At 71.4% G+C, this 19,753-nt stretch carries 21 protein-coding genes; 14 read left to right on the top strand and 7 right to left on the bottom strand.

Annotated elements, in window-relative coordinates; all coding sequences use genetic code 11:
• Positions 1-36 precede the first annotated feature (36 nt).
• Positions 37-741 carry a PH domain-containing protein gene (locus tag ACQEV8_RS28085; RefSeq protein ID WP_432965582.1) on the bottom strand — a complete coding sequence of 235 codons (705 nt, stop codon included), beginning with the start codon at positions 739-741 and terminating at the stop codon, positions 37-39.
• Positions 742-882: 141 nt separating this feature from the next.
• Between ACQEV8_RS28085 and deoC the strand changes: the two genes are divergently transcribed.
• The 3 genes from deoC to ACQEV8_RS28070 are packed head-to-tail and all read left to right on the top strand — an operon-like array spanning position 883 to position 4,196.
• Entirely contained in the window at positions 883-1,845 is a 963-nt protein-coding gene (gene deoC, locus ACQEV8_RS28080; RefSeq protein ID WP_432965579.1) for a deoxyribose-phosphate aldolase, read from the top strand.
• 5 nt (positions 1,846-1,850) lie between these two features.
• Positions 1,851-3,305: an aldehyde dehydrogenase family protein gene (locus ACQEV8_RS28075; RefSeq protein WP_432965576.1), complete on the top strand. Its 1,455-nt coding sequence runs from the start codon at positions 1,851-1,853 to the stop codon at positions 3,303-3,305.
• Positions 3,306-4,196 carry an aldehyde dehydrogenase family protein gene (locus ACQEV8_RS28070; protein WP_432965573.1) on the top strand — a complete coding sequence of 297 codons (891 nt, stop codon included), beginning with the start codon at positions 3,306-3,308 and terminating at the stop codon, positions 4,194-4,196.
• Positions 4,197-4,276: 80 nt separating this feature from the next.
• Here the strand turns inward: ACQEV8_RS28070 and ACQEV8_RS28065 are convergent, their stop codons facing one another.
• The gene (locus ACQEV8_RS28065) at positions 4,277-5,032 is read right to left on the bottom strand and encodes a TetR/AcrR family transcriptional regulator (RefSeq protein ID WP_432965570.1); all 756 of its coding nucleotides are present in this window, start codon (positions 5,030-5,032) and stop codon (positions 4,277-4,279) included.
• 116 nt (positions 5,033-5,148) lie between these two features.
• Here ACQEV8_RS28065 and ACQEV8_RS28060 point away from each other — a divergent pair, with 116 nt between their 5' ends.
• Complete coding sequence (locus ACQEV8_RS28060) at positions 5,149-5,745, top strand: NADPH-dependent FMN reductase (protein WP_432965567.1); 597 nt, start codon at positions 5,149-5,151, stop codon at positions 5,743-5,745.
• A complete protein-coding gene (locus ACQEV8_RS28055) occupies positions 5,742-7,280 on the top strand; it encodes a DHA2 family efflux MFS transporter permease subunit (RefSeq protein ID WP_432965564.1) in 1,539 nt (512 codons plus the stop codon). The genes ACQEV8_RS28060 and ACQEV8_RS28055 overlap by 4 nt, the downstream gene beginning before the upstream one ends.
• Before the next feature lies 1 nt (position 7,281).
• Here the strand turns inward: ACQEV8_RS28055 and ACQEV8_RS28050 are convergent, their stop codons facing one another.
• Positions 7,282-7,677: a hypothetical protein gene (locus ACQEV8_RS28050; protein ID WP_432965561.1), complete on the bottom strand. Its 396-nt coding sequence runs from the start codon at positions 7,675-7,677 to the stop codon at positions 7,282-7,284.
• A gap of 101 nt (positions 7,678-7,778) precedes the next feature.
• Between ACQEV8_RS28050 and ACQEV8_RS28045 the strand changes: the two genes are divergently transcribed.
• The gene (locus ACQEV8_RS28045; RefSeq protein WP_432965558.1) at positions 7,779-8,438 is read left to right on the top strand and encodes a uridine kinase family protein; all 660 of its coding nucleotides are present in this window, start codon (positions 7,779-7,781) and stop codon (positions 8,436-8,438) included.
• A 215-nt stretch (positions 8,439-8,653) separates the two neighbouring features.
• Here ACQEV8_RS28045 and ACQEV8_RS28040 read toward each other — a convergent pair whose 3' ends face one another.
• Positions 8,654-9,403 (bottom strand): SigE family RNA polymerase sigma factor, encoded by a 750-nt coding sequence (locus ACQEV8_RS28040; RefSeq protein WP_432965554.1) that lies wholly within the window; start codon positions 9,401-9,403, stop codon positions 8,654-8,656.
• 237 nt (positions 9,404-9,640) lie between these two features.
• Between ACQEV8_RS28040 and afsQ1 the strand changes: the two genes are divergently transcribed.
• The 5 genes from afsQ1 (at position 9,641) to ACQEV8_RS28015 (ending at position 13,506) form a co-directional block, all read left to right on the top strand.
• On the top strand, positions 9,641-10,318 hold the full coding sequence (afsQ1, locus tag ACQEV8_RS28035) for a two-component system response regulator AfsQ1 (RefSeq protein ID WP_432965551.1): 678 nt from the start codon (positions 9,641-9,643) through the stop codon (positions 10,316-10,318).
• Positions 10,315-11,919, top strand: a complete 1,605-nt coding sequence (locus tag ACQEV8_RS28030; protein WP_432965548.1) for an ATP-binding protein — start codon at positions 10,315-10,317, stop codon at positions 11,917-11,919. The genes afsQ1 and ACQEV8_RS28030 overlap by 4 nt, the downstream gene beginning before the upstream one ends.
• Positions 11,919-12,539 carry a hypothetical protein gene (locus tag ACQEV8_RS28025; RefSeq protein ID WP_432965545.1) on the top strand — a complete coding sequence of 207 codons (621 nt, stop codon included), beginning with the start codon at positions 11,919-11,921 and terminating at the stop codon, positions 12,537-12,539. Before ACQEV8_RS28030 ends, ACQEV8_RS28025 begins: the two co-directional genes overlap by 1 nt.
• A 106-nt stretch (positions 12,540-12,645) precedes the next feature.
• Positions 12,646-13,230: a VanZ family protein gene (locus tag ACQEV8_RS28020; RefSeq protein WP_432965542.1), complete on the top strand. Its 585-nt coding sequence runs from the start codon at positions 12,646-12,648 to the stop codon at positions 13,228-13,230.
• 63 nt (positions 13,231-13,293) lie between these two features.
• A complete protein-coding gene (locus ACQEV8_RS28015; RefSeq protein WP_184591126.1) occupies positions 13,294-13,506 on the top strand; it encodes a PspC domain-containing protein in 213 nt (70 codons plus the stop codon).
• 88 nt (positions 13,507-13,594) lie between these two features.
• Here ACQEV8_RS28015 and ACQEV8_RS28010 read toward each other — a convergent pair whose 3' ends face one another.
• Entirely contained in the window at positions 13,595-13,921 is a 327-nt protein-coding gene (locus ACQEV8_RS28010) for an ATP-binding protein (RefSeq protein ID WP_432965539.1), read from the bottom strand.
• 142 nt (positions 13,922-14,063) lie between these two features.
• Positions 14,064-15,221, bottom strand: coding sequence for an adenosine deaminase (locus tag ACQEV8_RS28005; RefSeq protein WP_432965536.1), 1,158 nt, complete (start codon positions 15,219-15,221; stop codon positions 14,064-14,066).
• 123 nt (positions 15,222-15,344) lie between these two features.
• Here ACQEV8_RS28005 and ACQEV8_RS28000 point away from each other — a divergent pair, with 123 nt between their 5' ends.
• Positions 15,345-16,103: an alpha/beta hydrolase gene (locus tag ACQEV8_RS28000; protein WP_432965533.1), complete on the top strand. Its 759-nt coding sequence runs from the start codon at positions 15,345-15,347 to the stop codon at positions 16,101-16,103.
• 94 nt (positions 16,104-16,197) lie between these two features.
• Here the strand turns inward: ACQEV8_RS28000 and ACQEV8_RS27995 are convergent, their stop codons facing one another.
• Positions 16,198-17,160 (bottom strand): LysR family transcriptional regulator, encoded by a 963-nt coding sequence (locus ACQEV8_RS27995; RefSeq protein WP_432965530.1) that lies wholly within the window; start codon positions 17,158-17,160, stop codon positions 16,198-16,200.
• Positions 17,161-17,223: 63 nt separating this feature from the next.
• Here ACQEV8_RS27995 and ACQEV8_RS27990 point away from each other — a divergent pair, with 63 nt between their 5' ends.
• Positions 17,224-18,495 (top strand): MFS transporter, encoded by a 1,272-nt coding sequence (locus ACQEV8_RS27990; protein ID WP_432965527.1) that lies wholly within the window; start codon positions 17,224-17,226, stop codon positions 18,493-18,495.
• A gap of 100 nt (positions 18,496-18,595) precedes the next feature.
• The gene (gene dnaN / locus ACQEV8_RS27985; RefSeq protein WP_432965524.1) at positions 18,596-19,720 is read left to right on the top strand and encodes a DNA polymerase III subunit beta; all 1,125 of its coding nucleotides are present in this window, start codon (positions 18,596-18,598) and stop codon (positions 19,718-19,720) included.
• The last annotated feature ends 33 nt before the right edge of the window (positions 19,721-19,753 follow it).

The raw sequence follows: 19,753 nt of genomic DNA, 5'->3' as shown, positions 1-19,753 counted from the left end.
CTCCCAGGGCACCCCAGGTCAACCCGGCTCCACGGTCTAGCCCACAGCCAGCAGAATCGCGACGAGCACCAGCCCGGCGACCGCCGGCCCCACCACCTCATAGGCCCACCGCACGGTCACCTCACCCTGCGCGGTCTCCGCCCGATGCCGCGCCTCACGCAGCCCCCGCAACTCGTCCATGATCCGGTCGGTCTCCGCACGCGCGGGCCCGTCGGCCTCCGGACCGCCGCCACCGAGCCCCTGCCCCAGCCCCGCACGCATCCCGAGAGCGCTGCCCCGCCCCTCGTCCCGCCCCATGGCCCGCCGAGCCTGCGCGGTCGCCCGCATCTCACGCCGCGCGGCCTTCTTACGGGCGCGCAGCGACACGGGGACGGCCCACAGTTGGTACTTGGCGCCGGACTCGGTGAGGACCTCGTTCGAGTAGGCGGACTTCAGCGAGGCGACCTGCCCCCAGGGCACCACGACGAGGCGGAAGGGGTTGCGAATCCGCAGCCGGTCCTCACCGGCGTACACGGCGGGCCGCAACGTGAAGGCGACGACGAGCGGCACGACGAGCAGCATCAGCGCGAGCGCGAGCCACTGCGTGCGCCCCTCCCCCGAGACGAGCGCGTCGATGCCGAGCCACCCGGCGATGGCGAGCAGCAGCACACCACCGGCGATGGCCGGGGCCGACCGGTAGACCCGGTCCTTGGACTCGGGCTCCGGCTGCGGCGCGGGCGACTGGGACTCGGGACTCGTCATACGTCGATTCTGCCGGACGCCGACACCCCAGCCCCCGGCACCCCGGCCCGAACCACCGCCCCCACCCCACCGCACCCCCACCACAGGACAACCCCGGGGCTGTACAGCCGCTACGCGCGTAGATATGCTCGTCTGGTGACCATGCCCAGTTCTGCACTCACCGCAGCTCACCCCCTCAAGGACGTCGCCTCGTCCGACAGCGCGCTGCGCCGCTTCCTCCACGGGCTTCCCGGCGTCGACGCGGTCGGACTCGAGGGACGCGCGGCCTCTCTCGGTACACGTTCGATCAAGACGACCGCGAAGGCGTACGCCATCGACCTCGCCATCTCGATGGTCGACCTGACGACGCTGGAAGGCGCGGACACCCCGGGCAAGGTCCGGGCGCTCGGCGCCAAGGCGGTCAAGCCCGACCCGACCGACCGTACGACGCCCGCCACCGCCGCGGTCTGCGTCTACCCCGACATGGTGGCCGTGGCCAAGGAGGCCGTCGCCGGCTCCGGCGTGAAGGTCGCCTCGGTGGCCACGGCGTTCCCGGCCGGCCGCGCCGCGCTCGACGTCAAGCTGGCCGACGTCCGCGACGCCGTCGCCGCCGGCGCCGACGAGATCGACATGGTCATCGACCGCGGCGCGTTCCTCGCGGGCCGGTATCTGAAGGTGTACGACGAGATCGCCGCCGTCCGGGAGGCCTGCGGGACGTCGGCGCGCCTGAAGGTCATCTTCGAGACGGGCGAGCTGTCGACGTACGACAACATCCGCCGCGCGAGCTGGATCGGGATGCTGGCGGGCGCGGACTTCATCAAGACCTCCACCGGAAAGGTCGCCGTCAACGCGACCCCGGCGAACACCCTCCTCTTGCTGGAGGCCGTCCGCGACTTCCGCGCCCAGACCGGCATCCAGGTGGGTGTGAAGCCGGCCGGCGGCATCCGCACCACCAAGGACGCCGTCAAGTTCCTCGTCCTGGTCAATGAGACCGCGGGCGAGGACTGGCTGGACAACCACTGGTTCCGCTTCGGCGCCTCCTCGCTGCTGAACGACCTGCTGATGCAGCGCCAGAAGCTGGCCACGGGCCGCTACTCCGGTCCCGACTACGTGACGGTGGACTGATCGACATGACTTTTGAGTACGCACCGGCGCCCGAGTCCCGCTCGGTCGTCGACATCGCCCCGTCCTACGGCCTGTTCATCGACGGTGAGTTCACCGAGGCGGCCGACGGCAAGGTCTTCAAGACGGTCAGCCCCTCCTCCGAGGAGGTCCTCTCCGAGATCGCCCAGGCGGGCGAGGCGGACGTGGACCGGGCCGTGCAGGCCGCCCGCAAGGCCTTCGAGAAGTGGTCGGCACTCCCGGGCGCGGAGCGCGCGAAGTACCTCTTCCGCATCGCCCGCATCATCCAGGAGCGCTCCCGCGAGCTCGCCGTCCTCGAGACCCTCGACAACGGCAAGCCGATCAAGGAGACGCGCGACGCCGACCTGCCCCTGGTCGCGGCGCACTTCTTCTACTACGCGGGCTGGGCCGACAAGCTCGACCACGCGGGTTTCGGCACGTCACCCAAGCCCCTGGGCGTGGCGGGCCAGGTCATCCCCTGGAACTTCCCGCTCCTGATGCTGGCGTGGAAGATCGCCCCGGCGCTCGCGACGGGCAACACGGTCGTCCTCAAGCCCGCCGAGACGACCCCCCTCTCGGCGCTGTTCTTCGCGGACATCTGCCGCCAGGCCGGTCTCCCCAAGGGCGTCGTCAACATCCTCCCCGGCTACGGCGACACAGGCGCCGCGCTGGTGGCCCACCCGGACGTGAACAAGGTCGCCTTCACCGGCTCCACGGCCGTCGGCAAGGAGATCGCGCGCACGGTCGCCGGCACCCGCAAGAAGCTCACCCTCGAACTGGGCGGCAAGGGCGCCAACATCGTCTTCGACGACGCCCCCATCGACCAGGCCGTCGAGGGCATCGTGACCGGTATCTTCTTCAACCAGGGCCAGGTCTGCTGCGCCGGCAGCCGCCTCCTGGTGCAGGAGTCGATCCAGGACGAGCTGCTCGACTCCCTCAAGCGCCGCCTGTCGACGCTCCGCCTCGGCGACCCGCTCGACAAGAACACGGACATCGGGGCGATCAACTCCGAGGAGCAGCTCACCCGCATCACCTCCCTCGTCGAGCAGGGCGAGGCGGAGGGCGCCGAGCGCTGGTCCCCGGCCTGCGAACTGCCGGAGAGCGGCTACTGGTTCGCCCCGACGCTCTTCACGAACGTCACCCAGGCGCACCGGATCGCCCGCGACGAGATCTTCGGCCCGGTGCTGTCGGTCCTGACCTTCCGCACCCCGGACGAGGCGGTCGCCAAGGCCAACAACACGCAGTACGGCCTCTCCGCCGGCATCTGGACGGAGAAGGGCTCGCGCATCCTGGCGGTCGCGAACAAGCTCCGCGCGGGTGTCGTCTGGTCCAACACGTTCAACAAGTTCGACCCGACCTCGCCGTTCGGCGGGTACAAGGAGTCGGGCTTCGGCCGCGAGGGCGGCCGCCACGGCCTGGAGGCGTACCTCGCCCCGTCGTCGAGCCCGGAGGGCGAGCGTTAAATGAATGCAGTTGACCGACTCAGTGTCCTCAAGACCTACAAGCTGTACGTGGGCGGAAAGTTCCCGCGTTCCGAGAGCGGCCGGGTGTACGAGGTGAGCGACTCGAAGGGCAAGTGGCTGGCGAACGCGCCCCTGTCGTCCCGCAAGGACGCCCGTGACGCGGTCGTCGCGGCCCGCAAGGCGTTCGGCGCCTGGTCCGGCGCGACGGCGTACAACCGCGGCCAGGTCCTCTACCGCGTCGCCGAAATGCTGGAGGGCCGCCGCGACCAGTTCACGCGCGAGGTGGCCGACGCGGAGGGCCTGTCGAAGTCCAAGGCGGCGGCGGTCGTGGACGCGACGATCGACCGCTGGGTCTGGTACGCGGGCTGGACCGACAAGATCGCCCAGGTGGTGGGCGGCGGCAACCCGGTGGCGGGCCCGTACTTCAACCTGTCCTCCCCGGAGCCGACGGGCGTGGTCGCGGTCCTGGCTCCCCAGGAGTCGTCCTTCCTCGGCCTGGTCTCGGTGGTGGCCCCGGTCATCGCCACCGGCAACACGGCGATCGTGGTGGCCAGCGAGAAGTCCCCTCTCCCCGCGCTGTCCCTGGCCGAGGTGCTGGCCACCTCGGACGTCCCCGGCGGCGTGGTCAACGTCCTCTCGGGCCGCACGGCGGAGATCGCCACCCCGCTCGCCTCCCACCAGGACGTCAACGCGATCGACCTCGCGGGTGCCGACGAGTCCCTCGCGAAGGAACTGGAGATCGCGGCGGCCGACAACCTCAAGCGCGTTCTCCGTCCACAGCCTGTGGATTACACGGAGACTCCGGGCACCGACCGCATGACGGCGTTCCTGGAGACGAAAACGGTCTGGCACCCCACGGGGTCACTGGGCGCGTCGGGTTCCTCGTACTAGCCCCCTCCCGGCACTCCTCGATACGGAAGCCCCGGCCCTCCTCCGTCCAGGAGGGCCGGGGCTTCTTCCGTGCGCCCCCGTCAGATCCCGAGACGCTGCGCGATGCCGTCGAGCACGCAGTCGAGGCCGAACGCGAACTCCCAGGCGCGGTCGTCCTTGTGGCTCGCGCCGAGGGCGTACTGCTCGAAGGCCGGATAACGGCCCGTGCTCATCAGGTAGCGCATCTGCGGGGCCAGCGCCTCGCGGGTCTCGTCGCCGCTGGTCCAGCCGTGGCGTTCCTGGTAGTCGCGTAGCGCGATCTCGGTCTGGGCCGCGCCGTGCACGTAGGAGGTGACGGTCCGCAGGACGGCCATCACCGAGTCGGGGTCCAGACCGTGGGCGGCGAGCGCGGACAACCCCCGTTCGGCCACGGCCATCCGCGCGGGTGTGAGCATGATGACCGGGGTGGGCATGACCGCCATCCACGGGTGCGCGAGCATCAGCTGCCGCGCCTGGAGAGCGTGGGAGCGCAGCACCTCGCGCCAGTCCGTGACGTCGTCCGGCACGGTCAGCTCCCGGGACACCCGGTCGATCATGAGCGCCCAGAGGTCGTCCTTGCCGTTGACGTGCCGGTAGGCGGCCATGGGCGCGACGCCGAGCTTCGTGGCGAGGCGGCGCATGGTGACGGCCGCGCCGCCCTCCTCGTCGGCGATCTCGACCGCCGCGGCGGCGATCCGCTCCAGGGTCAGTGAAGTGCGCGGGGCCGGGGCGGGCCGCTCCATGCGCTCCCAGAGGGAGGGCGGTTGCGCCCCGCTCTCCTCGGCCTCCTCGCCCTCCTTCTTCTTCGCGACCGCCATGGTCCGCTCCTCCCGGTCGAAATGTCGCGTACAGCGTATCCCCAGTAGACGACGTACACATCGATGTGTACGTTGTACGCACAGAAGACACGCTGTACACATCCAGGGGGAGACCCATGCCCGCCACCGCCGAACCGCTCCGCGTCGCCGTTCTCGTCGGCTCGACCCGGGAGGGACGCTTCGCGCCCGTCGTGACGAAGTGGCTGACCGGCCACCTCGACCAGCGCGACGACCTGCGCGCCGATGTCGTCGATCTCGCGGAGACGCCGCTGCCGACGGTGCTCCCCGCCTTCGGACAGCAGCCGCCGCCCGGCACCGTGGAGCAGCTGGCCCTCGTGTCACCCCGGCTCGCGGCGGCCGACGCCTTCGTCCTCGTCACACCCGAGTACAACCACAGCTTCCCGGCGTCCCTGAAGAACGCGATCGACTGGCACGGCGAGGAGTGGCACGGCAAGCCGGTCGGCTTCGTCTCCTACGGCGGCCTGTCCGGCGGTCTGCGCGCGGTGGAGCAACTGCGGGTCGTCATGGCCGAGGTGAACGCCACGACCATCCGCAACACCGTCAGCCTCCACAACGCCTGGAGCCGTTTCGACGAGGACGGCACCTGCACGGACCCCGCCGCCGACACGGCCGCAAAAGCCCTGCTCGACCAGCTCGCCTGGTGGGGCCACGCCCTGCGGGACGCCAAGTCCGTCCGCGACTACGTCGCATGACGGCCGAGCCCCACGCCGGGGAGAGCACCGCCTCGCCCGCGAGCACGGCACTTCCGGCCCGGCCGGACACCCCGCCCTCCCGGCTCGTCATCCTCGGCCTGCTGCTCGGCATCGTGCTCGCCACGCTCGACGGAACCGTCGTCGGCACCGCGCTGCCCACCATCGTCGGCGACCTGGGCGGCCTCGACCATCTGTCCTGGGTGATCACGGCCTATCTGCTCACCACCGCCGTCTCCACCCCGATCTGGGGGAAACTCGGCGACCTCTTCGGCCACAAGGGCAGTTACCTCACCTCCATCACGGTGTTCCTCGCCGGTTCCGTGCTGTGCGGACTCGCACAGGACATGGGGCAGTTGATCGCCTTCCGAGCCCTTCAGGGCATCGGTGCGGGCGGCCTGTTCGTGGGCGCGCTCTCCCTCATCGGCACCCTGCTCACCCCGGCGGAGGCCGGGCGGGCCCAGTCGCTGATCGGGGTGCTGCTGCCCGCCGCGATGATCGGCGGACCGCTGGCGGGCGGCTTCCTCACCGACCAGCTCGACTGGCGCTGGGTGTTCTACGTCAACGTCCCGGTCGGCGCGGTGGCGCTCGCCCTGATCGGCTTCGGGGTGCGGTTGCGAGCCGCCCGGGTCAAGGCCCGGATCGACCTGGCCGGAGCCGGGCTGCTGACCGGCGCGATCCTCGCCCTGACCCTCCTCGCGAGCTGGGCCGGGACGACGTACGCCTGGTCGTCACCACAGGTCATCGGGCTCGCCCTGGTCTCCGCGGCCGCCCTGGCCGCCTTCGTGCGGGTCGAGCGGCGTACCCCGGAACCGGTGATCCCGCCCCGGCTGTTCCGCGACCGCAACTTCTCGGTGGCGCAGGTCCTCAGCTTCGTCACGGGCGCGGCCATGCTGGCGGCGGCGAGCTATCTGCCCCAGTACCTGCAGTTCGTAAGGGACATGTCGTCCACCGAGAGCGGACTGCTGCTGCTCCCTCTGATGCTGGGCATGATGGCCGCTCAGCTCGTCATCGGCCGGCGGATCGGCGACGGCGGGCGCTACCGCGGCTACCCCATCGCGGGCGGTGCGCTGGCCGCGGCGGGGGCGCTGGCCCTGCTGGCGCTCGGCACGGCCACGACAGCACCGGTCGCCTCCGGCCTGACGCTGGTGCTGGGCGTGGGCATCGGCTGCCTGATGCAGCCGGCGATGCTCATCACGATGAACAGCGCGGATCCACGCGACATGGGCGCGGCCAGCGGCACCCAGACGTTGCTGCGCACCGTCGGCGGCTCGCTCGGCGTCGCCGTCCTCGGCTCCGTCTACACCGGCCGGCTCACGGCCGCGGTCACGGACCGGCTCGGTGCCGACGGCGCCCGGCTGACGGGCGGCGAGCTCACCCCCGAGGCGCTGCGGGACCTGCCGGAGCCGGTCCGGGACGCCTTCCGGGCGGGCGTGGTGGACGGGCTGCACGGTGTCGCGCTCGGCACGGCCGCGCTGTGCGCCGTGGCGTTCGCGGTGTCCTGGCTGGTCCGGGAGGTCCCGCTGCGGGGCCGGTGAACTACCCCGAGATCAGCCTGGTGACCTGGCCCAGCACCAGGGCGTCCCCGACCGACGGCGCCTGGGCCACCGGGCCCGTCACCTCCTGGGAATCCACCGGCTTGAAGTCGGCGACCTCGGTGCCGACGCTGTTGTCGAGCGGGTCTACTCCCGTGCCGGCGAGGGGATTGGGCTTGAGGCCCGTGACCGTGCCGGTGGTGTAGGCAAGGGTGTCGCTCGCGGCCTGGAGGCCTGCCCGGGAGTCGGTCTTCCCCGGGGAGGTGTGGACCACGTCCAGGACCGAGCCGGTGCCCGCAGCGGCCGTCGCCGCACCCGCCCCCAGTGCCACTCCCGCGGTCGCGAGAACGGCGAGAGCACGCTGGACGGTCGGCTTCTTGGGTGAGACGTGTCGGGCCATCACTGCCACCTTTTGACGCTCTGGGTAATCGGATCGATACGAAGGGTAGTTGAGATGTGACGCGCGCATCAAAGACGACCCGCGGGGTCGTACGGCCCCCGATGGATGCCTCACACTGGTGTCCCGTGAGTTCCCCTCTGCCCATACCGACGCGAGTCGTGCTGCTCTGCGGCCCTTCCGGCTCCGGCAAGTCCCTTCTCGCGGCCCGCTCCGGCCTTCCGGTGCTGCGGCTCGACGACTTCTACAAGGAGGGCGACGACCCGACTCTGCCTCTGGTAACCGGAAGTTCGGACATCGACTGGGACCATCCGGACTCCTGGGACGCGGACACGGCCGTCGCCGCGATCACCCGGTTGTGCCGCACGGGCCGTACGGCCGTCCCCGTCTACGACCTCTCCCTCAGCGCCCGCACCGGCGAGGAGACGGTCGAGATCGGACGGACCCCGCTCTTCCTCGCGGAGGGCATCTTCGCCGCGGAGATCGTCACACGCTGCCGGGAACTGGGCGTCCTGGCCGACGCGCTGTGCCTGAGCCGCGGCCCGGTGAAGACGTTCCGCCGCCGCTTCCTGCGGGACCTGAAGGAGGGCCGCAAGTCGGTGCCGTTCCTGCTGCGCCGCGGCTGGCGCCTGATGCGGCAGGAGCGCTCGATCGTCGCCCGGCAGAGCGCGCTGGGCGCGTACGCCTGTGACCGCGACGAGGCGATGGGCCGGCTGGCGGCGGCCGCTGCGGGCCGGTGCGCGAGTCTCCGTACGGCGGCCTGAAAGACAGGTCTGAGACACGGAAACGAGAAAAGCGGGACTGGACGGACCCCCCGGCCCTCCAGTCCCGCTCTTGTGTTCCCCCGTGGTGCTCCCCCCCCTGGGGTGCTCCCCCGATTCCCCCCCCGTTTCCCCCGTGTCCCACTCTCCTGAGAAGACGCCCCCCAGCGTCTCCACAGTCCCCCGTGGGCCCCCTTGTGGTGCTCCCCCCCGAACCTTCAGGCCACGAGCTCGCCGAAGGCGTCTTCCTCGTCACGGCCGAAGCTGAGGACCTCGTCCTCACGCAGCCGGCGGAGCGACCGCCAGATGCTGGACTTCACCGTGCCGACACTGATGTCGAGGATCTCCGCGATCTCCGGGTCCGTGCGGCCCTCGTAGTAACGAAGGACCAGCATCGTGCGCTGGAGTTCGGGCAGCCGGGCCAGCGCCTGCCACAGGACCGCGCGCAGCTCGGTGCCGCGCATCGCGTCCGTGTCGCCGGGCGTCTCCGGCAGTTCCTCGGTCGGGTACTCGTTCAGCTTGCGTCGGCGCCACGCGCTGATGTGCAGGTTGGTCATGGTGCGGCGGAGGTACCCGCCGACCGCCGCCTTGTCACTGATCCGTTCCCACGCCCGGTAGGTCGAGAACAGCGCGCTCTGCAGCAGGTCCTCGGCTTCGAAGCGGTCGCCGGTGAGGTGATAGGCGGTGGCGTACAGGGAGGCGCGGCGCTCCTGGACGTAGGCGGTGAACTCCGCCTCCGACAGCGAACGGCGCTCCCCCGAGTCCTCCCTGTACGCGGCTCCCCCGTGGGCCCCCTTGTCGATCTCCCCCGTGGGTGTGTCAACCACCGTCATGAACGCGGTGTGCTGACGCCCGGTGCCGCGAGCGCACCCCCGCCCGCTCACGGCACCGGACTTCTCGGAACCCCGGTGCACGTCGTGCAGACGCGTGATCACTGCGCTCGTGCTGATGCCGTGCAGCGTGTTCATCTCGCGCCCCCCGTCGTGGACTTCCGGTGTGCGGCCCGCCGGTCGGGCGGACTTCCTTGCTTGTGCCGAGAAGCTTGCCCCGGCACTTTCATCGCCTTGTCCGCCGACTGTCACAGGCCTGTCACAGGGGTCGGCCACAGGACGAGCACGGTTCGCACACACGCGTCGGCGGTAGGCGCGGCCCTGATCTCGGCCCACGGGTCGAACCGCGCCCCCCTCATGGGCCAGAATGAGCCCGTGCCTTCCCTGTTGCTGATCGAGGACGACGACGCCATCCGGACGGCCCTGGAGCTCTCACTGACGCGCCAGGGTCACCGCGTGGCGACCGCTGCCAGTGGTGAGGACGGTCTGAAGCTGTTGCGCGAGCAGCGGCCGGATCTGATCGTGCTGGATGTGATGCTGCCCGGCATCGACGGGTTCGAGGTGTGCCGGCGCATCCGGCGCACGGACCAGTTGCCGATCATCCTGCTGACCGCGCGCAATGACGACATCGACGTGGTCGTCGGGCTGGAGTCCGGCGCCGACGACTATGTCGTCAAACCGGTGCAGGGGCGTGTGCTCGACGCCCGGATCCGGGCCGTGCTGCGGCGCGGCGAGAGGGAGTCCAACGACGCGGCGTCGTTCGGCAGCCTCGTCATCGACCGCTCGGCGATGACCGTGACCAAGAACGGCGAGGACCTCCAGCTCACGCCGACCGAGCTGCGGCTGCTGCTGGAGCTGAGCCGGCGGCCGGGGCAGGCGCTGTCCCGGCAGCAGCTGCTGCGGCTGGTGTGGGAGCACGACTACCTGGGCGACTCACGGCTCGTGGACGCCTGTGTCCAGCGGCTGCGTGCCAAGGTCGAGGACGTGCCGTCGTCCCCGACGCTGATCCGTACCGTGCGGGGTGTCGGCTACCGGCTGGACACGCCTCAGTGACCCAGGCGCACCAAGGGGGGGCCCGCGGCTGGACCGGGGCACGCAAGGGAGCTCTGTCGCGGCTGCGCTTCACCAGCCTGCGGCTGAGGCTGGTCGTCGTCTTCGGCCTGGTGGCGTTGACGGCCGCCGTGTCCGCGTCCGCCATCGCGTACTGGCTCAACCGCGAGGCCGTGCTCACCCGCACCCAGGACGCGGTGCTGCACGACTTCGAGCAGGAGATGCAGAACCGGGCGGGCGCGCTGCCCGAGCGGCCGACGCAGGACGAGCTGCAGCACACCGCGGGCCAGATGGCGGGCAGCGACCAGCGCTTCAGCGTGCTGCTGGTCGCCCGCGACGCCGACGGCAGGACCGTCTACGGCAGCTCCGGCGGGCTGAGCGGCTTCTCGCTGCGGGACGTGCCGGCCTCGCTGCGTACGGCGGTGAACAAGACGCAGAAGGTCGACGGTGCCAACAAGCACCCGTACCACCTGTACTGGCAGCGGGTCATAGACCACGACACCCCGTATCTCGTGGCCGGGACGCGGGTGATCGGCGGCGGCCCGACCGGCTACATGCTCAAGTCGCTGGAACCGGAGGCGAAGGATCTGAACTCGCTCGCCTGGTCGCTGGGGATCGCCACGGGACTCGCGCTGATCGGCTCGGCGCTGCTCGCGCAGGCCGCCGCGACGACGGTGCTGAAGCCCGTGCAGCGGCTGGGCACGGCCGCGCGGCGGCTCGGCGAGGGCAAACTGGACACCCGGCTGCGGGTGTCCGGGACCGATGAACTCGCCGATCTGTCACGGACGTTCAACTACGCTGCCGAGGCGCTGGAGAAACGGGTCGCCGACATGGCCGCGCGGGACGAGGCGTCCCGGCGGTTCGTCGCGGACATGAGCCATGAACTCCGAACCCCTCTCACCGCGATCACCGCCGTGACGGAGATCCTGGAGGAGGAGCTGGAGGCGGAGACCGGGAGCATGGACCCGATGATCGAGCCCGCAGTCCGGCTGGTGGTCAGCGAGACGCGGCGGCTGAACGACCTGGTCGAGAACCTGATGGAGGTCACCCGCTTCGACGCGGGCACCGCCCGGCTCGTCCTGGACGACGTCGACATCGCCGACCAGATCACGGCGTGCATCGACGCCCGGGCCTGGCTGGACGCGGTGGAGCTGGACGCCGAGCGCGGCATCCACGCCCGCCTGGATCCGCGCCGCCTCGACGTCATCCTGGCCAACCTCATCGGCAACGCGCTCAAGCACGGCGGCTCCCCCGTACGGGTGACGATCCGCGCGGATGACGACTCGCTCGTCATCGCGGTGCAGGACCACGGGCCCGGCATCCCCGAGGACGTGCTGCCGCACGTCTTCGACCGGTTCTACAAGGCCAGTGCCTCCCGGCCGCGCTCCGAGGGCAGCGGCCTCGGCCTGTCCATCGCCCTGGAGAACGCCCACATCCACGGCGGCGAGATCACCGCGGCCAACTCGGCCGACTCGGGCGCGGTGTTCACCCTGCGGCTCCCGCGCGGCATCTCGTCCTCGGCTGACCAGCCCGCCGAGGACGAGCAGCAGGCCGGGCCCGACGCCGACCGGAGCCAGGCCGAGGACTCGAAGGGGGATGCCTGATGACCATCCGACGTCCACGAACCCTGGTACGGCTGGCCGGGCTGCCCGTGCTGGCCGCTCTGCTCGCCGGCTGCGGGATCCGGGCGACGGAGGTACCGACGAATTTCGGGCCCGCGCCCTCGCGGGTGCAGTGCTCGCTCGCGGAGCCGGACGCGTCGGCGCAGGCCGCGCGGGGGCTGCCGGTGCGGGTGTTCCTGCTGTGCGGGTCCTCGCTGGTGACCGTCGACCGGACCGTACGGGTCCCGGACGGCGCGGCCGACTCCGAGCGGCGCATGCTGGTGGCGCAGGGCCTGCTGGACCAGCTCGCCGAGACTCCGTCGCCCGCCGAGAAGGAGGCCGGCTACAGCACGGACGTACGCGGCGGCATCACCGTGGGCGGGCCCCTGAAGGGCGACCCGGAGGACACGCTGCGGCTGAGCACGGCGCCGGACAACCTCACCTCGTACGCCCTGGCCCAGATCGTCTGCACCTTCTCCGACTCCGCCGCCGCCGAGGGCGACGGCTCCGTGGTCCTCGGCGGCCCCGGCCCCGAGTCCCCGCGCCGCTACGCGTGCACGGACGAGGTGCGGGCCCGGCCGGGCAGCACGGAGCCGCCGTCCAAGGACGTGGCCGGCGAGTAGGGACCCCGCACGGCAGGCGGGCTCCGCCCTGCTGTGGCGCACGCCTCACAGGCGTCCCGGGGGGCATCCCGGAACCGATCCTGCCGGAGGCCGCGTCTAGGGGGACGTGCAGCGTCAAGGCTCCATCGGCGGCAGTGCCGAGTTCCGCATCCGTGTGACGGGGGGTGTCCTCCTCGTCGCACACCTCGCGTTCGTCGCCTGGTTCACGCTGCGGCCGCTGGAGGTGCCCTGGGTGATGCCCGCCAATCTGCGGCCGTTCGCCGGGATCCGGGCCGATCTCGCCCTGGGCTGGCCGGAGGCGGCCCGGCACATCGGCGAGAAGCTGGCCCTGCTCGCCCCGCTGGGCGTGCTGCTGCCGATGGTGAGCGGCAGGCTGGCCGTCTCGCCGCTGGCGTCCCTGCTGCGCGCCGTCGCGGCCGGTGCGCTGCTGTCGATGGGCATCGAGCTGTTGCAGACCGGCGTGCCCGGTCAGGTCGTGGATGTCGACTCGCTGTTCCTGAACACCGCGGGCGTGGGCCTCGCGCACCTCGCGCTGGTCCCCGTCGGCCGCTCCTGGCTGCGCCGCCGCACCACCGCGCCCCTGACCCGCGCGCCCCTGGTCCCGGAGGAGTTGGCTCAGGGTCGGACCCCGACGATTCCCAGGGTTGGGATCGCCCCGTGGAGCGACGCTTTGCCCCCTTCGTCTCCGTAGCGTGGAGTGCAGATGGGGTACTCGGACGAGAGACCTCGCACATCGACGCTGAAGGAGTCGCACATGTCCCGCCTCGCCCGCCCCACCCACGGCCGCATGATCGGCGGAGTGTGCGCCGCGCTGGCACGGCGCTTCGGCACCTCCACCACGACGATGCGCGTGATCTTCCTGGTCTCGTGCCTGCTGCCCGGCCCGCAGTTCCTGCTGTACATCGCGCTGTGGATCGTGCTGCCCTCGGAGGACAAGGTGCGGAACAAGGCCCAGACGGCCTGGTGACCGCCCGCCGCAAAAACGCCGATGGGGCGCACACCCTGAGTCCAGGGTGTGCGCCCCATCGGCGTGTGTGCCCGCACGGGCGGGAGGGTCAGGCGAGGGGAACGCCGTTCACCGGGAGCCCGCCGAGCAGCCCTCCGGCCGGACCGGTCGGGCCCTGGGCGAGCAGCTGCCCGGCGACCGGCTGGGCGGCGGCGAGACCGGTGCCGGCCAGGCTCTGGCCCTGACCCACCGCCTCGCCCGTGCCCGCCGGCAGCGTCTGGGAGAGCTGCTCCGCCGGGAGCGCCTGGGTGACGCTCTCCAGCCCCTGGGTGGCGTCCGGGACGGCCGGGGCGGCGTTGGCGGCGCCCGCACCGGTGGCGGCGAAGGCGGCACCGAGAGCGGCGACACCGAGGGACTTGGCAGCAGACTGCTTCATGAAAACGCGTCCTCGCAATGGGATGACGGGGTGTGTGAGCGGTGCGGCGACCGTAATCACGCGGCACCACCCGCCGCAAACATCGAAATGCGGACGGCTTGTGAACACCGTCCGCATTCCCTGTGTGCCGATTCCCCCGGCTTCAGCCCTCCGAATCCACAGAGCCGCTGGTCGAAGCGGTCTGCCGGAACAGCCATTCGGATTTCAGCTCGGCGTATCCCGGCTTGATCACGTCATTGATCATGGCCAGTCGTTCATCGAAAGGAATGAACGCTGATTTCATCGCATTGACTGAGAACCACTGCATGTCGTCGAGCGTGTAACCGAACACCTCGACAAGATGCTCGAATTCCCGGCTCATGCTGGTGTTGGACATGAGGCGATTGTCCGTATTTACGGTGGCGCGGAAATGCAGCCGCCGCAGCAGCCCGATGGGGTGTTCGGCGTACGAGGACGCCGCCCCGGTCTGGAGGTTGGAGCTCGGGCACAGCTCCAGCGGGATGCGCTTGTCCCGGACGTACGAGGCGAGCCGCCCGAGTTCGACCCGGCCGTCCTCGTGGACCTGGATGTCGTCGATGATCCGCACCCCGTGCCCGAGCCGGTCGGCGCCGCACCACTGCAGGGCCTGCCAGATGGACGGCAGCCCGAAGGCCTCGCCGGCGTGGATGGTGAAGTGGTTGTTCTCGCGCTTCAGGTACTCGAAGGCGTCCAGGTGCCGGGTGGGCGGGTAACCGGCCTCGGCGCCCGCGATGTCGAACCCGACGACTCCCAGGTCCCGGTGGCGGTTGGCGAGTTCGGCGATCTCCAGGGCGCGGGCCGCGTGCCGCATGGCGGTGAGCAGGGCTCCGACGCGGATGCGGTGGCCGTTCTCCCTGGCGCGCCGCTCCCCTTCCCGGAAGCCCTCGTTGACGGCCTCGACGACCTCTTCGAGGCTCAGCCCGCCCTCGAGGTGCTGCTCGGGGGCGTAGCGCACCTCGGCGTAGACCACGCCGTCCTCGGCGAGGTCCTCGGCGCACTCGGCGGCGACCCGGACCAGGGCGTCGCGGGTCTGCATGACGCCGACGGTGTGGGAGAAGGTCTCCAGGTACCGCTCGAGAGAACCGGAGTCGGCGGCCTCGCGGAACCAGATGCCGAGCTTCTCCGGGTCGGTCTCGGGGAGCTGGGCATAGCCGTTCTCGCGGGCGAGTTCGACGATCGTGGCGGGGCGCAGGCCGCCGTCGAGATGGTCGTGCAGCAGAACCTTGGGCGCCCGGCCGATCTGGTCCGGTGTCGGGGTGTTCGCGATGGTCTGGCTCGTCATTTCCGCACTGTAACTCCTACGCGCGTAGATGGCGCCTCTTCGGCCCCTTTACGTTTTCGTCGATACGTAACGGTGACCCCGGGGACGGGCCGAATACACCCGGCCTTCTGACACTGTTCTGTCATGGCACACCAAGCGACGCCGGTTCGCAGGGCCCGGCTGGGCAGGACACTCGGTCCGGAGCCGACGGCGGTGAGCGGCGTGGTGCTGCTGCTGCCGGGCGGGGACGAGAACTCCGGCCGCAGACCGTCGCCCATGCTGGCGACCGCCTCCGTACGCGCCCTGGGACGCCGCCTGGCCCGCGCGGGCCGCGACGAGGGGCTGGCCGTACACGTGGTGCACTACCGCTGCCGCGGCTGGAACGGCGGCGAGGCCAACCTGGCGGCGGACGCCGCCTGGGCGGCCGACGAGGTCGTACGGCGGTACGGGGACGTGCCCGTCTGCCTCGCGGGGACCGGCATGGGCGGCCGGGCCGGGCTGCGCGCGGGTGGGCACGAGGCCGTCAACTCCGTGCTGGCGCTGGCCCCCTGGCTGCCGGAGGAGGATGTGGCGGCGCCACCCGAACCGGTGAAGCAGCTGGTGGGGCGGCAGGTGCTGATCGTGCACGGCACGAACGACGAGCGGACGGATCCCGAGCTGTCGTTCCGGCTGGCGGCGCGGGCGAAGAAGGCGAATCGGGATGTGTGCCGGTTCGAAGTGCATACGGACGGCCACGGGTTGCATCAGTACCGGGATGAAGTGCTGGCGCTGGCCGAGGACTTCGTGATGGGGGCGGTGTACGGGCGGGCGGTGTCCCGGCCTGTGCGGGACGCGTTCGCCGCGCCGCCGCCGTTGGGGTTGCGGATGCCGTTGGCTGCGGGGTTCAGTCCTTCGAGGCGGTAGCGCCGTCGGGGTGCTTGTGGTCTCGGGGTGCGGGTTCGTGGTGGGTTGCTCGCGCCCACGCGGCGGAGCCGCAGATCGATACAGCCCCGCGCCCCTAGGTCGGCAACAAGCTGCCCCTTCTTGAGAGAAGGAACCTCTTGAAGGCTGCTACCGGGGGTGTGTCCGGGTGGCCTTCCAGCCAGGCCACGCCGATTTCGCGGACCGCTCGGGGGGCGGTCACCGTCAGTTCCACGACTCCGGGGCGGGGGACGGCCGGTGGAGGCAGGAGGGCTACTCCCAGGCCTGCTGCCACCAGGCCTCGGAGGGTTTCCGCTTCCTCTCCCTCGAAGGCGATGCGGGGCTTGAAGCCCGCTTCCTGGCAGAGGTCGTCGGTGATGCGGCGCAGGCCGTAGCCGGGTTCGAGGGTGACGAAGGTTTCGTCGGCCGCTTCCGCCAGGCGGATGCGGCGGCGGGTGGCGAGGGAGTGGTCGGCCGGGACGACCAGGCGCAGTTTCTGTTCGTCGAGGCGGCGGGCCACCAGGCCGGGGGCGTCGGGGACGGGTGACGTCAGGCAAAGGTCGAGTTCGCCGGCTCGGAGGCGTTCGAGCATGGCCTCGCCGTAGTTCTGGACCAGGCTGAAGCGGACGCGGGGATGGTCGGCGCGGAAGGCCTGGAGGAGGCCCGGGACGGTCTCGGCGCCCATGGTGTGCAGGAAGCCGAAGGCGACCTTGCCGGTGAAGGGGTCGGCGTCGGCCCGCACCTCCTCGGCGGCGCGCTCGACCTCGGCCAGGGCGCGTTCGACGGAGGCGAGGAAGGTGCGGCCGGCCGGGGTGAGGGAGACCGTACGGCCGTGGCGGGCGAAGAGGTCGACGCCGAGGTCCTGCTCCAGACGGGCCATGGAGCGGGAGAGGGTCGACTGCGGGACGTTCATCTCCTGGGCGGCACGGGTGACGTGCTCGGTGCGGGCGACGCCGGCGAAGTACGCGAGGCGGGGCGCCAGCACCTTCGACATCTCTGCCATGTCTTCTGTGTCACCGGATGGTGACAGGCGAGCCGTTGAACTGGGTTGATGCACCATGGGAACGATTATCACCGTTCCATGCATTGGACGGATCAGTAGGTCCGTACGTAGTTTCGAGGCATGTCTCCCGCCAGTACCGGGGCGTCCACCATCGTGGGCGCCGATGTCTCTGTCCCTGCTTCCGACTCCCGTATGTCGCCGGGCGGGCCCGGCTACCGCCGGATGAGTTTCGCCCTCTTCCTCGCGGGTGTCGCGACCTTCGCGCTGCTGTACTCCACACAGGCGCTGCTCCCGCTGATCTCCGGCGAGTTCGGGGTGGCGGCGAGCGACGCGAGCTGGACGGTGGCCGCCGCGACGGGCGGGCTGGCGCTGTTCGTGCTGCCGATGAGTGCCCTGTCCGAGCGCTTCGGACGGCGTGCGGTCATGACGGGGTCACTGGCCGTGGCCGTGACCATCGGGCTGCTGGTACCCCTCGCCCCGTCGCTGGGCGTGCTGGTCGTGCTGCGGGCGCTCCAGGGCGCGGCCCTGGCCGGGCTGCCCGCGTCCGCGACCGCGTACCTCGCCGAGGAGGTCAGCCCCAAGGCACTGGTCACCGCGATCGGCCTGTTCGTCGCCGGCAACAGCGTCGGCGGGATGAGCGGCCGGGTCATCACCGGCTGGGTCGCGCAGGAGTGGGGCTGGCGGGTCGCCGTCGGTGTCATCGGCGCGATCGCCGTGGCGTGTGCCGTGGCCTTCCGGCTGCTGCTTCCCGCCCCGAAGAACTTCAAGGCCGGCTCGCTGCGGCCGCGTGTCCTGGCCCGCACCGTCCGCGATCACCTGTCCAACCCGCTGCTGTGCCGGCTGTACGCGATCGGCGCGCTGTTCATGACGGTGTTCGGCGGCGTGTACACGGTCATCGGCTACCGGCTGACCGAGGCCCCGTTCTCGCTGCCGCAGGGCATCATCGGCTCGATCTTCCTGGTGTACCTGGTCGGTACGGTGTCGGCGTCGACGGCGGGCCGTCTGGTGGGCCGGATGGGCCGCCGGGGCGCGCTGTACGCGGCGGGCGGTACGACGGCGGCGGGCCTGCTGCTGTCCCTCGCCGGGTCCCTGCCGCTGGTCCTGCTGGGCCTGGTCCTCATCACCGGCGGCTTCTTCGCGGGCCACGCGGTGGCCTCCTCGGCGGTCAGCAAGACGGCCACGACCGGCCGCGCACAGGCCTCGGCGCTGTACCAGTCCGCGTACTACATCGGCTCCAGCGCGGGCAGCACGGTCGGCGCGATCGCCTTCCACGCGGGCGGCTGGGCCGGGACCGTCGGAGTCGGACTGCTGGCGGTGCTCGGCGTCGTGACGATCACGGTGTTCGGCACGCGCGCGGCTCGGCTGCAGCGGAGGCTGGCCACGGCCGCCTGACCGTACAGGGCGTCATTCCCCCTGGTCGGGGCCGGTTGTCAGTGGGCGCGGATAACGTCCGCGCCTGACTGACCACCGGATTCGACCAGGGGGATTTTTCATGGAGTTCCGCATCGACCGTACGGCGTTCGCCGAGGCCGTGGGCCGGGCGGGGCGGGCGTTGCCCTCGCGGACGCCGGTGCCCGTGCTGGGCGGGCTGCTGCTGGAGGCGGACGCGGGACGGCTGGCCGTGACGGGGTTCGACTTCGAGGCGGCGGTACGGGTGGAGACCGAAGTCGAGGTCGCGGTGCCCGGGCGGGTGCTCGTCCTGGGGCGACGGCTGCTGGACGTGTGCCGGGTGCTGCCGGACGGGCCGATGAGCTGTGCGCTGGAGGCGTCGCGGTTCACGGTGGAGGCGGACGGTACGCGCTTCGGGCTTTCGACGCTGCCGCTCGCCGAGTACCCGGCCCGGCCGACGGCGCCCGCATCGTACGGCACGGTGGACGCCGCCGCGTTCGCGACCGCCGTCGCGCAGGTCGCGGTCGCCGCCGGACGCGACGACACGCTACCGCTGCTGACGGGCGTCCAACTGCGCCTCGACGGCGTGGAGATGACGCTGTCGGCCTCGGATCGCTACCGGTACGCGGTGCGGCGGCTGGAGTGGAAGCCCGAGGCGGCGGCCGACGGGGTGGTGGAGGCCCTGCTGCCGTCACGGCGGCTGCTGGACGTCGCCCGGTCGCTGGGGCGCTGCGGGGACGTGGTCATCGGGTGGGATCCGGCCGGTGGCGGGCTGATGGGCTTCGAGGGCGGGCAGTCGCGGACGGCGCTGCGGCTCCTGGACGGGCGGCTGCCGGTGTACACGTCGCTGTTCGACATGGCGGGGGCGGCGGTCGCCGAGGTGGAGTGCGAGGGGCTCGCGGAGGCCGTCCGGCGGGTCGCGGTGGTGGCGGAGGCGAACAGTCCGGTGCGGCTGGACTTCTCGGCAGAGGGATCCGTCATGCTGCGCGCCGGTTTCGGGGACGACGTGGCGGCGCAGCGGCTGCCGGCCACGCTGAGCGGCGCCGACGAGGTGCCGGTGGCCTTCAACCCGGCCTATCTGCTGGACGCGCTGACGTCCTTCGAGAGCCCGCGGGTGCGGCTGGAGCTGCTGGGGGCGGGGCAGCGGGCGCTGCTGCACGCGGTGCCGGGGGGCGGGGAGGCCGTATCGCATCGGCACCTGCTGATGTCGGTGAAGCAGCTGGTGTGAACGACCCCTTCCACCTGCGCGTTTGTGCGCTCG

Origin of the sequence: Streptomyces sp. CA-179760, assembly GCF_050937045.1 — a bacterium.
Taxonomy (GTDB): Bacteria; Actinomycetota; Actinomycetes; order Streptomycetales; family Streptomycetaceae; genus Streptomyces.
The sequence above is the reverse complement of the archived record's forward strand: the minus strand, read 5'-3'. Positions and strand labels throughout refer to the sequence as shown.

What these genes read in the sequence shown, in the direction of transcription:
- ACQEV8_RS28060 (WP_432965567.1), top strand. Translation starts at nt 5,149, where the DNA reads ATGCCCGCCACCGCCGAACCGCTCCGCGTCGCCGTTCTCGTCGGCTCG.
- ACQEV8_RS27995 (WP_432965530.1), bottom strand. Translation starts at nt 17,160, where the DNA reads ATGGTGCATCAACCCAGTTCAACGGCTCGCCTGTCACCATCCGGTGAC.
- ACQEV8_RS28010 (WP_432965539.1), bottom strand. Translation starts at nt 13,921, where the DNA reads ATGAAGCAGTCTGCTGCCAAGTCCCTCGGTGTCGCCGCTCTCGGTGCC.
- ACQEV8_RS28065 (WP_432965570.1), bottom strand. Translation starts at nt 5,032, where the DNA reads ATGGCGGTCGCGAAGAAGAAGGAGGGCGAGGAGGCCGAGGAGAGCGGG.
- deoC (WP_432965579.1), top strand. Translation starts at nt 883, where the DNA reads ATGCCCAGTTCTGCACTCACCGCAGCTCACCCCCTCAAGGACGTCGCC.
- dnaN (WP_432965524.1), top strand. Translation starts at nt 18,596, where the DNA reads ATGGAGTTCCGCATCGACCGTACGGCGTTCGCCGAGGCCGTGGGCCGG.
- ACQEV8_RS28005 (WP_432965536.1), bottom strand. Translation starts at nt 15,221, where the DNA reads ATGACGAGCCAGACCATCGCGAACACCCCGACACCGGACCAGATCGGC.
- ACQEV8_RS28050 (WP_432965561.1), bottom strand. Translation starts at nt 7,677, where the DNA reads ATGGCCCGACACGTCTCACCCAAGAAGCCGACCGTCCAGCGTGCTCTC.
- ACQEV8_RS28040 (WP_432965554.1), bottom strand. Translation starts at nt 9,403, where the DNA reads ATGAACACGCTGCACGGCATCAGCACGAGCGCAGTGATCACGCGTCTG.
- ACQEV8_RS28070 (WP_432965573.1), top strand. Translation starts at nt 3,306, where the DNA reads ATGAATGCAGTTGACCGACTCAGTGTCCTCAAGACCTACAAGCTGTAC.
- ACQEV8_RS28015 (WP_184591126.1), top strand. Translation starts at nt 13,294, where the DNA reads ATGTCCCGCCTCGCCCGCCCCACCCACGGCCGCATGATCGGCGGAGTG.
- ACQEV8_RS28055 (WP_432965564.1), top strand. Translation starts at nt 5,742, where the DNA reads ATGACGGCCGAGCCCCACGCCGGGGAGAGCACCGCCTCGCCCGCGAGC.
- ACQEV8_RS28000 (WP_432965533.1), top strand. Translation starts at nt 15,345, where the DNA reads ATGGCACACCAAGCGACGCCGGTTCGCAGGGCCCGGCTGGGCAGGACA.
- ACQEV8_RS27990 (WP_432965527.1), top strand. Translation starts at nt 17,224, where the DNA reads ATGTCTCCCGCCAGTACCGGGGCGTCCACCATCGTGGGCGCCGATGTC.
- ACQEV8_RS28075 (WP_432965576.1), top strand. Translation starts at nt 1,851, where the DNA reads ATGACTTTTGAGTACGCACCGGCGCCCGAGTCCCGCTCGGTCGTCGAC.
- ACQEV8_RS28045 (WP_432965558.1), top strand. Translation starts at nt 7,779, where the DNA reads ATGGATGCCTCACACTGGTGTCCCGTGAGTTCCCCTCTGCCCATACCG.
- ACQEV8_RS28085 (WP_432965582.1), bottom strand. Translation starts at nt 741, where the DNA reads ATGACGAGTCCCGAGTCCCAGTCGCCCGCGCCGCAGCCGGAGCCCGAG.
- ACQEV8_RS28025 (WP_432965545.1), top strand. Translation starts at nt 11,919, where the DNA reads ATGACCATCCGACGTCCACGAACCCTGGTACGGCTGGCCGGGCTGCCC.